The organism is Pseudomonas sp. P7758 (genome assembly GCF_013386485.1).
Classification (GTDB): domain Bacteria; phylum Pseudomonadota; class Gammaproteobacteria; order Pseudomonadales; family Pseudomonadaceae; genus Aquipseudomonas.
In genome coordinates this window covers 60,838-73,679 of record NZ_JACARS010000142.1, presented here as the reverse complement: position 1 = coordinate 73,679, position 12,842 = coordinate 60,838, and the positions used below count along the sequence as shown (strand labels likewise).

Below are 12,842 nucleotides of genomic sequence, written 5' to 3'. Positions count from 1 at the left end.
GAAGAAACGGATATGTACTCGGTCCCCCTCCCTCAGGCCACTTTTCCAGCCGCCTGGCGCTCCCGCTCAGCCACCAACTGCCGAGTCAGCGGAATCAGCCTCTTCCCGTAATCGATCGCATCATTCAGCGGATCAAACCCACGAATCAAAAACGTCGTGATACCCAGGTCGTAATAATCCAGCAACGCCTCGGCCACTTGATCGGCCGTACCCACCAGCGATGTAGAGTTACCCTGGGCCCCCAGCAACCCCGCAATCCCGGTCCACAACCGCTTATCCAACCGCGACCCCTGGGCCGCCGCCGCCAACAGCCGCCGCGACCCCTCATTCGGCGGTTCACGCCTCACAAACCCATTCTTCTCAGCCAACGCCGTCGCCTGCTCCAGGATGCTATCCGCACGCTCCCAAGCCAGCGCTTCAGTCTCTGCCAGAATCGGCCGCAACGACAAACTGAAGCGAACCGTACGCCCATGCCTGGCCGCCTCAGCCCGCACCTGGGTGACCACTTCCTTCACCTGCTCGTAGGTCTCACCCCACAGCGCATACACATCCGCATGCTTGCCCGCCACCGCAATGGCCGCCGCTGAAGACCCGCCAAAATACAACGGTATATGCGGCTGCTGCGGCGACTTCACCGTCGAAAACGCACCCTCGTACCGGTAGTAAGTGCCGTGATGGTCGAAGGGCTTTTCACTGGTCCATTCCTGCCGCACCACGCTCAAGTACTCGTCGGTGCGCGCATAACGCTCATCCTTGTCGATATGACTGCCATCGGCCCGCAGTTCACGGTCGTCGCCGCCGGTGATGATGTGCACCGCGGTGCGCCCGCCGTTGAACACATCCAGCGTGGCGAACTGCCGCGCAGCGAGGGTGGGTTGGACGAAGCCGGGCCGGTGGGCAATCAGGAACTGCAGCTTTTTCGTCACGCTGGCCGCATGGGCAGCGATCAACGTACTGTCCGGGCTGTTGGAATGGAAGGCCACCAGCGCGCGGTCGAAGCCGGCCTCTTCGTGGGCGCGGGCCACGGTCTCCACGTAGTCGGGCTGCAAGGTCGGGCCGCTGCGAGGGTGGATCTCGGAGGCGTGGTGGCCGCCGATATAGCCGATAAATTCGATGCTCATGGTCAGTCCTTGTTGAGGGCAGGAATAAAGCTGCTATCGAAAATAGGGGCCGCACCCGAGCCTGTAAAATGCCGATTGGTTCTATCCTAATTATAAAAATACAGAATCATAGTTTTAGATAGTTATCAGTAATGCGCATTTTAATCGTATTAGGTTATTCCCAAATAGAATTTCACTGAGGTTTTTTATGCGAATAGCATGAAACCGCAGCGGCGCTCCTGGCCGTGTTCTTGATGAGGAAGGAAGCCCGATGACTGAAAAGTCCCTTAACGCCAGTTCGTTTTCCGTCGACAAGGCCGAGGGTCAAGCCGGCGTTGCGTCCCGCTTGATTCCGCGCTGGCTGCGCAACTGGCGCACCCCCGATGTGTTGCTGCGGCTGGTCAGCCCGATTGTGTTGCTGTTGCTGTGGGAACTGGCCTCCGAGCTGGGCTTGATCCCGGCACGGATCATCGCCGCGCCGTCTCAGATTGGCGGCACCCTGTGGGCAATGATCGTCTCCGGAGAGCTGGGCAAGCACCTGCTGGTGTCCCTGCAACGGGCGCTGCTGGGCTTGAGCATCGGCGTGAGTATCGGGGTGGTGGCCGCGTTGATCACCGGCCTGTCGAAGCGCGGCGAGGTAATCCTCGACTCACCGATGCAGATGCTGCGCACCATTCCTTCCCTGGCACTGGTGCCGTTGTTCATCCTCTGGTTCGGCATCGGCGAGTTCACCAAGATCGCACTTATCGTTACCGGCACCACCTTTCCGGTGTACCTCAACCTGTTCGCCGGCATCCGCAACATCGACCCCAAACTGATCGAGGCCGCCAACACCCTCGGCCTCAACCGTCGCGAGCTGATCTGGCACGTGATCCTGCCGGGCTCGTTGCCTTCGTTTTTTGTCGGCCTGCGCTATTCCCTGGGCATCTCCTGGCTGGCCCTGGTGTTTGTCGAGCAAATCAACACCACCGCCGGTATCGGCTACCTGGCCAGTGATGCGCGGGACTTCATGCGCACCGACGTGATCGTGATCTGCCTGTTGATCTATAGCGTGCTGGGCCTGCTGATCGACGGCTTGATCCGCACCCTGGAACGTTTTGCCCTGGCCTGGCGCCCATCGTTTGTGAGGAACTGACATGTCGATTCTCGAAGCTTCAACAGCACCGGTGCAGTTGCGCAATGTGGTGCGCCAGTTCGGCCAGCAGCGGGTCATCGACGGCCTGGACCTGGATATCGCCCCGGGGGAGTTCGTTGCGTTGCTGGGCGCCAGCGGGTCCGGCAAGACCACTTTGCTGCGCAGCCTCGCGGGCCTGGACAGCATCGACAGCGGCCAGTTGCGCGTGCCCAAGGCCCGGGCGGCGGTGTTCCAGGAGCCGCGCCTGATGCCGTGGAAGCGCGCCTGGAAAAACGTGATTCTCGGCCTGCGGGTTCCCGACGCCAAGGCCCGTGCGGTGCAGGCGTTGACGGAAGTCGGGCTGGCCCATCGGCTGGAGGCGTACCCGGCGACCCTCTCCGGCGGCGAGGCCCAGCGCGTGGCATTGGCCCGCGGCCTGGTGCGCGAGCCCAAGCTGCTGTTGCTCGACGAACCCTTCGCCGCGCTGGATGCGCTGACCCGCATCAAGATGCATCGCCTGATCATCGAGCTCTGGCGCAAACACACGCCGGCCGTGTTGCTGGTGACCCACGACGTCGACGAAGCGATCCTGCTGGCCGACCGCGTGATCGTGCTGGCGGAGGGCAAGATTGCCGAGCAACTGCGCATCGACCTGCCCCGTGCACGGGATACCGGCCAGGACGGTTTCCAGGCGATTCGCGCGCGCTTGCTGAGCCTGTTGGGGGTTGAAGTGGACGCCCCGGCCGCCCAGCCTGCGAACGCCAGCGTCAGGCGGTTTGCCCATGGTTGAATTCAGAACCCTTTGCCTGTTGGCGGCTGCACTGCTGATGGGCGGCTGCGACAAAGCCGCTGAAGCGCCGAAGTCTGCATCGGATCTGTCGGGTGTGACCTTGATCCTCGGTGACCAGGCCAAGGGCTTGCGTACGGTGGTGGAGGCCGCCCACGCCCTGGATGGCATCGACTACAAGGTCCAGTGGGCCAACTTCCAGGGCGCCGCGCCGCTGTTCGAGGCCTTGCGCGCCGGCGCCGTGGACCTCGGCCCGGCCGGGGATACGCCGGTGCTGGCGGCTGCCACCGGAGGCACGCCGCTGCGTATCGTTGCGGTGCGCCGCAGTCAGGCGCGCAGCATTGCGATCCTGGTGCCGCCCGATTCACCGATCCACAGCGTGGCCGATCTGAAAGGACGCAATGTGGTGGTGTCGTCGGCCCGTGGGAGCATTTCCCAGTACCTGCTGATCCGCGCCCTGGCGAATGCCGGCGTGGATGAAAAGGACGTCAACGTCGGCTTCGTGCTGCCCACCGATGCATTACCTGCGTTCAACGCCGGCAAGATCGAAGCCTGGGCGACCTTCGGGGTGTACCAGGCGTTCGCCGAACAGCAGGGCGCGCGGGTGCTGATCAGCGGGGAGGGCATCAATACCGGCCTGACGTTTATTACCGCGTCCGATGAAGTGCTCAGCGACCCGCTCAAGCGCCAGGCGTTGCGTGACGTTTTGCAGCGGTTCGCCAAGGCTTTTGAATGGGCGCAGCAGAACCCCGAGGAATACGCACGGGTGTTTGCCACGGTCAACGATATCCCGCTCAAGGTTTCACAGTTGCTGCGCACATGGGGTGATGAGTCGCTGCTGCCGGTAGAGGAGCGGGATGTGCAGGCGTTGCAGCAGGTGGATGATTTGTTTGTGGAAAAGAAGATTTTCCCGCACCGGGTAGAGGTAGGGAAACTGACGGATACCGAGGTGTTTTCGCCGCAATCGCTGGCTGGCGCGCCCTGAAGTCGTTGTGTTTTGCCCGGACCTGAGGTCTCATGGGTCCGGGAAAAACTTGCGGGTAGGGAACAGCACTTGATACGGGAAGAACTGGCGCAATATGGCGGTATCACCGTCATGATTCCGGCCGCAGTGGTGATCGCCGTCTGGCTCTGGTATTCCCGGCCCCAGGCGGTCAACTGGTGGCTGATGACCATCGCCTGCACCTATTCCATCGTGGCGTTCAGCAAGTTGCTGTTCAAGGGCTGGGGCGTGGCGCTCCAGCAGCTGGATATTGCGGTGCTCAGCGGTCACGCCATGAATACGTCGTTGATGGTGCCCGTGGCGATGAGCCTGGTGGCGCGCCGGGTCAACCCCGAGTGGCGCTGGCCCGCAGCTATCGCCGGGATGTTTATCGCCGGCTGGTTCAGTGCCTATTGCGTGGCACCCTATATTCACCCACTCAACGAAGCACTGGCCGGTGGCTTTTTGGGCGGCATGGCGGCACTGGCGTTTCTGTGGCGCCTTGAGGTGGTTGAAGTGCGGGTTTCCCCATCGTTGATCGGTGGGGGAATGGTGATCCTGTTGTTAAGTGCGATGGCACCCAAGTACAACGCCGAGAAGCTGCTCAACCATGTGGCAGTGGCCGTATCAGGTGCCGACCAGGCCCATCAGGAGCCTTCCTGGCGGGCCTCTTCCATGCAGTTGAACGCCGAGTAAGTGGCCAGGTCCAGAGCCAGGTTACTTTCCACCAGCAGCTCCAGCAGCACCGTCTGGCAATTGAAGCGCCGGGCATCGCCACGGCGCTGCGAACGCTTCATCTGCTTGAACAACGTGTCGGTTATGTCCTGCGGTGAGTTGCCGCGCAACTGATCCAGCCAGTGGGACATGATCCGGGTGTTGTGCGCATATTGCTCCGCCGGCAGTTGTTCGTGCGGTGCCAGGCCCACGAAACCTTCAAACGTGTTCGTCAGCCTTTTCAAGGCGTAGGCCCGTTTCAGATCCTCATAAATGCTCATGGCCGCTCCTCGGTGCAGGAAATATTCGCCAATAGTTCGGCCGTCTTCATTTGCATCAGGTGGCTGTCGCCGCGGCTCTCCACGCACAGGCAGATGGACAGGGGATTGCTCACCTGCAACTTGAAGCGCCAGTCGGCAAACACCATTGAAAGCCCGGTACAGGATTCGTCACTGTCCAGGGAATGGCCGGCGTATAACACCTGCATGCGTTCTACAACGGTGGTTGAACTATTAACCTTGACGTGAATGTTTCCCGAAGAAGGAAACAGGCCGATACGCTCTACCAATAGCTTTGAACTTTTCATGGCCGTCCCTCGCTGTTAATTCACGTATTACTTTATTCTCAAGAGGTGAAAAAGTAAGCGGATGTTATTTTTAGTCTGTTATTAAATTGAATGTTATTTCTTGTCTGTTCAGCGCCGCTATCAGTCACTTCTTTGCACTCGGCTGATTTCTGCCAATGGCAAGTTGATGCGTTGTTCCCGTTGCAGGAAGTTCATCAGCAACACCACCCGTTCCTCACCGTCCATGGCCAGGAAGACCGCTTCAAGTTCGGCAAACGGCCCTTCATTGATGCGCACGCTTTCACCGGGCTGCAACAGGGCGCTCACCACGGCCTGGTGGTCGCGCTCCTGGAGTTCGTCCACCAGCGTGTCGCTGATGGGCAACGGGTGCGCGCCGAATGCCACCACCCGCGACACACCGCGGGTCGAGCGCAGTGAGCTCCAGCTGTCCTGCTGGCTCATTTGAATAAACAGATAGCCTGGAAACAACGATTCACGGGTGGTCCTGCGCTGGCCCTTCAACAGCCGTTCGCGTTTATAGGTAGACCGGAAGCAGGTATAGCCCTGGCGCTGGAGGTGCTCCTCGGCGCGCTCGTCCTGCCGGGATTTGCACTGGACCAGGTACCAGGCTTTGTTGGCATTTGCGCTCATGGGCGTTCCTCTTCCTATATAGGGCGATACGTGACAAGGCTGTAATTTAAAGCCGATGGGAGTGGCGAAGTAATGAATGTTATAAATTGTCGGTTTGAAGGCGGTGGTTGTTATTTTTCGTCCGGAGATAATTTTGGGGGAAGTAAGGGTTACGTGTTAATAAATACTGCCGTGAAGTAATGAAGTTGAAGAGGTTGCTTCATGGGGTAATGGATGGCCCGGGGATAGTGCCTTGTTTAAAAGAGTGTTGATTGTCTGTATTGGCAATATTTGCCGTAGTCCCACCGCGGAAAGTCTTTTGCGTGGCGCACTCCCGTGCTCCGATATCAAGATCAGTTCTGCAGGTATTGCCGCGTTGGTCGGCAAGCCGATTGAAACCACCGCCCGTGCGGTACTCGAAGCCCACGGTCATCCGGCCGACAAGCACCAGGCCACCCAGTTGGCGCCACAGGCGATCAGTGAAGCCGACCTGATCCTGGTCATGGAACGACAGCACATCAATGCCGTACTCAGCATGGCGCCCGAGGCACGAGGCAAGGTCTTGCTGCTGGGCAAATGGCAAAACGAGCGAGAGATCAGCGACCCGTACCGTCAAGGCACGGCCGCGTTTGTGCACGCTTATGCGTTGATCGAAGAGGCTGTAAACGCATGGGCGCAGCGTCTTGCACGCTGATCGCCACTACTTTTTGAATCGAAATAAAGGCTAAGAATCCGACTTATGCAGCAAACGCCAGCAGTCACCGTACAGGAAGACGATAACGGGGAGATTGATCTCCTCGGTCTGTTTGGAACACTGATCGACCATAAATGGCTGATCGCTGCGGTGACCGGTGCCTTTATGGTCACTGGCGCCGCCTATGCGGTGCTGGCAACCCCGGTCTACCAGGCGAATGCCCTGCTGCAGGTCGAAGCGAAAAAGAACGACTTGCTGGGCTTCTCGGACATCGGCGGGATGCTGGGTAAGGAGTCGCCGTCGGCCACCGAGATCGAGCTGATCCAGTCCCGCTACGTGATTGGCAAAACCGTCGACAACCTGAAACTCGATATCGTCGTACAGCCGATGTACTTCCCGGTGGTGGGTGAGTTCCTGGCGCGCCGCTTCCAGAAGGCCAACCCCGGTGCAATCGCCGAGCCGCTGCTGGGCCTGGACAGCTTCGCCTGGGGCGGCGAGTCGCTGAAGATCTTCAAGCTGGACCTGCCCGACGGGCAATTGGGCAAGAAGCTGACCCTGACCGTGGGTGAAAACGCGCACTACACCCTGGTGGATGAAGATGACCAGGTGCTGGCGGCCGGCGAGGCCGGGCAGCCGTTCGAGCAAAATGGCGTGGCATTCCAGATTGAAGAACTGCGCGCCAAGCCCGGCACGCGTTTCCGGGTGATCCGCAATGCGCGACTGACCAGCATCCTCGACTATCAGGAAAACCTGGATGTGGTCGAGCGAGGGAAGGAGTCGGGCATGATCGGCCTGGCGCTGGAAAGCACCGAGCCGGACCAGGCGATCAAAATCCTCAATCAGATCGCGGCGATCTACGTGCGGCAGAACGTGGAGCGCACCTCGGCTGAGGCGGCGCAAAGCCTGGCGTTTCTCAAGGAGCAACTGCCGGAGGTCAAGAAGGACCTGGAAAAAGCCGGGAAGGCCTTGAATGAATACCAGACCCGCAGCAAGTCGGTGGACATCACCCTGGAAACCAAGGCGATTCTCGACCAGATCGTGGGCCTCGATACCAGCATCTCCGAGCTGAAGCTGCAACAGGCCGAGATGGACCGCAAGTTCACCCGCCAGCATCCCGCGTATCGCGCATTGCTGACTCAGATCGGCGAGCTGACCAGCAAGCAGCAGAGCCTGGCGAGCCGGGTCGAGAGCCTGCCTTCCACCCAGCAGGAACTGCTGAGCCTCACCCGGGATGTCGAGGTCGGCACGGCCATTTACACCCAGTTGCTCAACAAGTCCCAGGAACTCGATGTGATGCGCGCGGGCACCGTGGGCAACGTGCGCCTGATCGACACCGCAGACGTCAATTTCTTCAAGCCGATCAAGCCGAAAAAGATCCTCATCGTGCTGATCGCGACGCTGCTGGGCGGCTTCCTGGCGGTGACGCTGGTACTGCTGCGCAAGGCGCTGAACCGTGGCCTGGAAAGCCCCGAGGCCATCGAGCAACTGGGCTTGCCGGTGTACGCGTCGATTCCGTACAGCACGCTGCAAAAGGTCGAAGAAGACAAAATCACCCGCGGGCGTGGGCGTGCCGATGCCGGTTCTTCATTGCTGGCCATCAGTCACCCCACGGACCTGGCAGTGGAGGCCTTGCGCAGTTTGCGCACCAGTTTGCACTTCGCGATGCTCGAGGCGCCGAATAACCGGATCATGATTTCCGGCCCCAGCCCCGAGGTGGGTAAAACCTTTGTCTCGGTGAACCTGGCGGCGGTCATCGCGCAAACCGGGCAGCGCGTGTTGTTGATTGACGTGGATATGCGACGGGGCTACCTGCACAAAGTGCTGGGTGTGCCGGCCAAGGATGGGCTTTCCGACATCCTCTCCAATCAATGCACCCTTGAATCCGCCATCCACAAAACCGGCATTGAAAACCTCGACATCATCAGCCGCGGGCAAATACCGCCGAATCCTTCCGAACTGCTGATGCACCGCAACCTGACCGAACTGTTGGCGCAGGTCAGCGAACGGTATGACCTGGTGATTCTGGATACGCCACCGCTCTTGGCCGTGACCGACGCAGCCATCGTGGGACGGCAATCGGGGACCAACCTGATCGTCACCCGCTATGGCTTGAACCCGGCAAAAGAGATCGAGCACACCATGCGCCGATTTGCCCAGAACGGCATCGTGCTCAGGGGCGCGATCTTCAACGGCGTTGAAAAGAAAGCTTCGGCCAAATATGGCTACGGCAACTATGGGTATTACCAGTACGAGTACCAGGCTGATCGGAGCTGATTCACCACTGTAATTGCAGGATAGAGGTCACGTTTTCAGGAAATGAACGAAAAATCCTGGGGCGGTAGCGTGCCAAATTCAAATCAGCATAAAGAATACCCAGCCATGTTTTACCTGTTATCCCTTATCGCGCTGTCAGCGGGTTTGCTCGCGGCGAAAAATCCAAAATACTCAATCGTAGTATTCGGGATAATGCTGGCTGTTATTCCCACGGGTAACTCCTACAGCGAAATAATCTCGCTCAAGGGTATCTACTTCTTTGACTTTTATATCGTGGGCGGGCTGGGCGCACTGCTGATCCGGCAGGTGGCTACACAGAAGAAACAATTGACGGTACCGGGCGGCCTGCTTTTTGGTTGCGGGCTGTATGTGGTGTTACTCGCCTGCGGCCTGCTGGAGTCCTCGAACAAGTACCTGTTGAAGGATGTTCGGCCTTTTATAATGATCCTGTCATTTATCGTGCTCTCGAACATCGCGACCCTTGCCGCAAAAACGCTGAAGTTGCAGACAGTGCTCCTGCTATTGATCGCGATGACCGCCTTCAATGTACTGGACATTGCCTGGTTACGCTTGGGCTTGTACAAGTTTCAAGACGTCTACTATGAAGAAAACGCCTACCGCTACCTGGACGGCGGTACGTACGCCGCCGTGGCCTATCTGATTTATTACTTCATAGACCCACGGCTGTTCGAACACAGGAAAAAGCTCGCAAGCATTTGCCTAGCCACTTCATTCATCTGTTTGTTCATTGCCAACTCTCGCTTCATCTTTGTCTCGGTGTTTGCGGCGATCATCATCCACCAATACACCCGGCCGGCCCGCATGATAGGCGTTGCCCTGGCCGGGGCGGTGGTGCTGATGGCGTTCATTGGCATCAGCAATATGATCGGGGCTGATCGAATCAATGATGGTTTGTCGTCCGAAGGCATGGCCGCCCAATTGGCCACGCGCTTCAGCCCGGCGCTGGAGTTGATCCGCGGCATGAACCCGCTGCATTACTTTGTGGGACTGGGCGCGGGCACGCCGTTCGAGATTCCCTGGTTCGAGTACCGTGGCCTCGATGACAAGAACTCGAATATCGACAGTGCCTACCTAACCTACTTCGTTAAGTACGGGCTGATCGGCGTGTACTTGCTGTACGTGTTCATTACCTCGATTACCCAGCACATGAACAGCCGGGTGGCGGTTTCGATAGCCGTCTTTCTGGGGGTGATGTTCGTTGTCTCGGCCACGCCTTATCAGCCGTACGCCATCGGTATCGCGTATGGCGCGATTGTGCTGCGGGTCTGTTCCGAACACACCGCCAGGCAACGCAAAAAGATCCTCAAGCCTGGCCAGCCGCTGATAACCACACCCTTGCAGGTGAATGCCGGATGAACAGCACACTGTTGAAAAAGTTCGTGTCCAGTACGGCATGGAGTTTCGTTTCTGCCGTGGCCACCAAAGTGTCGGTGGTCATCACCGGCATCCTGGTTGCCCGGGTATTGGGTGCGCAATCGTTTGGCGAGTATGGCTTGATCCAGAGCGCGATTGTGATGCTTGCCAACGTCGCCGCCCAAGCCACCACCACGGCGACGGCCAAGCATATCGGGCAGTTCAAGGAGGCCTGTCCCGAGAAGACCGGCAGGGGCATCGCGCTGACGCTGCTGTTCTCGGTTGTGTTCAGCGGGATCATCATCGGGACAGCGCTGTTTTTCCCGCACTTTTTCTCCAGCGTTATCCTGGGGGCAGACAGCCTCAGCGCTGCATCGCTGATCGTATTGAGCACCATCACGTTGATTATCCTGTCGGGATGGACCCAGGGCTGCCTGACCGGTTGGGGCCAATACCGGACAATCGCGACCATCAATGGAATCATTGCGATTGTCGCGATCCCGGCGACGTACTTCCTGACCCTGCAGTTGCGACTCAATGGTGCGCTGCTGGGCTTGGCCGGTTCTCAATTGCTGATCGTGTTCTTCAGCGCACTGGCCTGCTGGAAGACTTTGACGGCCCGAAATACCACGCTGAGTTTCAAAGGTGCAATGACTGAAAAGCACGCAGTGCTGTCGGTTGGCCTGCCGGTATTGCTGACGGGGTTGATGGTCGCCCCGATGAACTGGTTCGCCAACAAGTTGCTGGCGGAAACAACTAACGGCCTTGCCGCATTGGGCATGTACGCCGCCGCGATGCAATGGAACGCGATCTTTTCCCATGTTTCCGTGGTGTTGGGCTCTGTGCTGGTGCCGATGCTGGCCGCCGCGCTGGGCGGTAAAAGCCGCAAGTTGGACGCCTTGAACTTTCTGTCGGGCTGGCTGGTGGTGTTGGTGATCATACAGCCGGTGATCATGTTCCCCGAGTTGCTGGCCAAACTGTATGGCAGCAGTTTCCTGGGGCGGGATTTTGAAGTGACATTAGTCCTGGTAATCCTGGGTTCGCTGCTCAGTGCATTCAAGTCCGGTATTTCAAGAAAAATGATCGTGATGAACCTGGCCTGGTTCAGTGTGATGAGTAACATTCTATGGGGAGTGTTATTCATTGCCGGAGCACTGTGGCTTCGGGAAGAAGGTGCAATCGGGATTGCCAAGGCATTTATCGGCTCGCAGTTTATTCACTTCCTGCTGGGACTGCCGTATTTCGTCTACAAGAAGATATTACCTCTGGAGTTGCTCGTATCTCCCAGGATCCTGATCTTGTGGGCATTGCCTTTCATCAGTTTCATATCAAGCGCCTATGTCGAAAGTGTGCTGTATCGATTGATGATCATGGCGCTGATATTTATCTACATTCTCGCAACAACGTTTGCCTTGAATGCCGTGTTTAATGACCCCGTGGAAAATGGAAGCCCAGCATGAATGTCAGCAAAGTATATATCCGGGGGGCATACGGTCCTGGTAATTTGGGTGATGACGTATTAATGCTATGCGTGATCAATATTCTGAAAAAACGCTTTAAGGAATCGGATATAGCGGTGGGTGTCGATCATCCGCAGATCGCCAGGAGCTTCAACCCGCGTATCAAGTGGCTGCACATCAAGGAGCCGGTCAAGGCTGACCTGGTGGTGTTGGGCGGTGGGGGCCAATTCTTCTCGTTCATCCCACCGGCCAAAGAGGCGGCTGCCAACAAAGGCATCGTGGCGAAGCTGTGCAAGAGCATCAAGGCGCAGACCGACCTGAAGTCCACGCTTCTGCGTTTGTATGTCGGGTTGCGCGGTGGTGTCGACAGGATCTATTTCCACCGGCGCCTGGCAGCGTTCTGCATTGGCCTGGGCCCCTTCGATGGCGGCGGCAAGCTGCTGACCCGCGCCGTCAGCGTGATCAATCGCTGTGACTACATTTCCGTGCGGGACGGTACCAGCCAGCAGCATTGCAAGGCCTTCGGAAAGTCCGACGTCGAGGTGTACACCGACCCCAGCCTGCTTTCCGACCTGTGGATCTCCAGCAAAGACCTGGAGGTCGGCAGCCTCAAGAAGGGCAAGTACCTGTCCTTCATCCTGCGCGACTGGCCCCATGACGCGAACGGGCAACAGTTCATCAAGGCGATGGTCCAGGCCGCGGATGAGCTCGCCAAGCGTGGCGAGCAGGTACGCCTGGTCTCGCTGTACAAGGAACGTGACCAGCACCTGATCGACAAGTACCACAGGTTCGAATGGTTGTGCTGGGACGCGGCGGGCGATACGCCAGAAACCTTCATGGCGAAACTGATCGTCGAGTCCGACGTGATCATCAGCGCCCGTGCACACGGTGTACTGCTGCCGGCTTCCCTGGGCTTTCCCACCATCGCGGTTGAAATCGAAAACAAGCTGAAAAAAGTCCATGAAATGCTGCCGCAGGGCACCCGGCTGGTCAGCACCCCAGACCCTGAGGTGATCAAGGCCACCATCAGCGAATTCCGGCAATCCAAGGCGCAAATGGCCGAGCACCTCAAGCAGGAGATCGCCCAGCGTTCTTCCCTTGCGCAAAAAGCGGTCGACGACTTTTTGAAATGGGTCGATGAAAAATAA

Annotated in this window: 13 protein-coding genes; 9 read left to right on the top strand and 4 right to left on the bottom strand. The window is 58.4% G+C overall.

The annotated features are described in order from the left end of the window. Window positions 1-32: 32 nt before the first annotated feature. Window positions 33-1,121, bottom strand: coding sequence for an LLM class flavin-dependent oxidoreductase (locus tag HX873_RS26545; protein ID WP_003211314.1), 1,089 nt, complete (start codon window positions 1,119-1,121; stop codon window positions 33-35). Window positions 1,122-1,371: 250 nt separating this feature from the next. On the opposite strand from HX873_RS26545, the gene HX873_RS26540 reads away from it, so the two are divergent. From HX873_RS26540 to HX873_RS26525, 4 genes are all read left to right on the top strand, one after another. Further along, entirely contained in the window at window positions 1,372-2,235 is an 864-nt protein-coding gene (locus HX873_RS26540) for an ABC transporter permease (protein ID WP_003211316.1), read from the top strand. A gap of 1 nt (window position 2,236) precedes the next feature. Then, a complete protein-coding gene (locus HX873_RS26535) occupies window positions 2,237-3,004 on the top strand; it encodes an ABC transporter ATP-binding protein (RefSeq protein ID WP_008435484.1) in 768 nt (255 codons plus the stop codon). Then, complete coding sequence (locus HX873_RS26530; protein ID WP_177123437.1) at window positions 2,997-3,986, top strand: ABC transporter substrate-binding protein; 990 nt, start codon at window positions 2,997-2,999, stop codon at window positions 3,984-3,986. Before HX873_RS26535 ends, HX873_RS26530 begins: the two co-directional genes overlap by 8 nt. A 69-nt stretch (window positions 3,987-4,055) precedes the next feature. Next, window positions 4,056-4,679, top strand: coding sequence for a hypothetical protein (locus HX873_RS26525; RefSeq protein WP_177123436.1), 624 nt, complete (start codon window positions 4,056-4,058; stop codon window positions 4,677-4,679). On the opposite strand, the gene HX873_RS26520 is transcribed toward HX873_RS26525, so the two are convergent. The 3 genes from HX873_RS26520 to rfaH all read right to left on the bottom strand — a co-directional run bounded on the left by HX873_RS26520 (window position 4,631) and on the right by rfaH (window position 5,913). Continuing rightward, complete coding sequence (locus tag HX873_RS26520) at window positions 4,631-4,978, bottom strand: hypothetical protein (RefSeq protein WP_134326346.1); 348 nt, start codon at window positions 4,976-4,978, stop codon at window positions 4,631-4,633. The two genes, HX873_RS26525 and HX873_RS26520, sit on opposite strands and share 49 nt — an antisense overlap. Then, window positions 4,975-5,283 (bottom strand): hypothetical protein, encoded by a 309-nt coding sequence (locus HX873_RS26515; RefSeq protein ID WP_023658750.1) that lies wholly within the window; start codon window positions 5,281-5,283, stop codon window positions 4,975-4,977. The genes HX873_RS26520 and HX873_RS26515 overlap by 4 nt, the downstream gene beginning before the upstream one ends. Window positions 5,284-5,403: 120 nt before the next feature. Next, the gene (gene rfaH / locus HX873_RS26510; protein WP_003211330.1) at window positions 5,404-5,913 is read right to left on the bottom strand and encodes a transcription/translation regulatory transformer protein RfaH; all 510 of its coding nucleotides are present in this window, start codon (window positions 5,911-5,913) and stop codon (window positions 5,404-5,406) included. A 244-nt stretch (window positions 5,914-6,157) separates the two neighbouring features. On the opposite strand from rfaH, the gene HX873_RS26505 reads away from it, so the two are divergent. The 5 genes from HX873_RS26505 to HX873_RS26485 all read left to right on the top strand — a co-directional run bounded on the left by HX873_RS26505 (window position 6,158) and on the right by HX873_RS26485 (window position 12,842). Beyond that, window positions 6,158-6,586 (top strand): low molecular weight protein-tyrosine-phosphatase, encoded by a 429-nt coding sequence (locus tag HX873_RS26505; protein WP_371318408.1) that lies wholly within the window; start codon window positions 6,158-6,160, stop codon window positions 6,584-6,586. 45 nt (window positions 6,587-6,631) lie between these two features. Further along, entirely contained in the window at window positions 6,632-8,860 is a 2,229-nt protein-coding gene (locus tag HX873_RS26500) for a polysaccharide biosynthesis tyrosine autokinase (RefSeq protein ID WP_177008626.1), read from the top strand. A gap of 105 nt (window positions 8,861-8,965) precedes the next feature. Then, entirely contained in the window at window positions 8,966-10,237 is a 1,272-nt protein-coding gene (locus HX873_RS26495) for a DUF6369 family protein (RefSeq protein WP_177123439.1), read from the top strand. After that, complete coding sequence (locus tag HX873_RS26490) at window positions 10,234-11,694, top strand: oligosaccharide flippase family protein (protein WP_177123434.1); 1,461 nt, start codon at window positions 10,234-10,236, stop codon at window positions 11,692-11,694. The genes HX873_RS26495 and HX873_RS26490 overlap by 4 nt, the downstream gene beginning before the upstream one ends. Then, window positions 11,691-12,842: a polysaccharide pyruvyl transferase family protein gene (locus HX873_RS26485; protein ID WP_177123433.1), complete on the top strand. Its 1,152-nt coding sequence runs from the start codon at window positions 11,691-11,693 to the stop codon at window positions 12,840-12,842. The genes HX873_RS26490 and HX873_RS26485 overlap by 4 nt, the downstream gene beginning before the upstream one ends.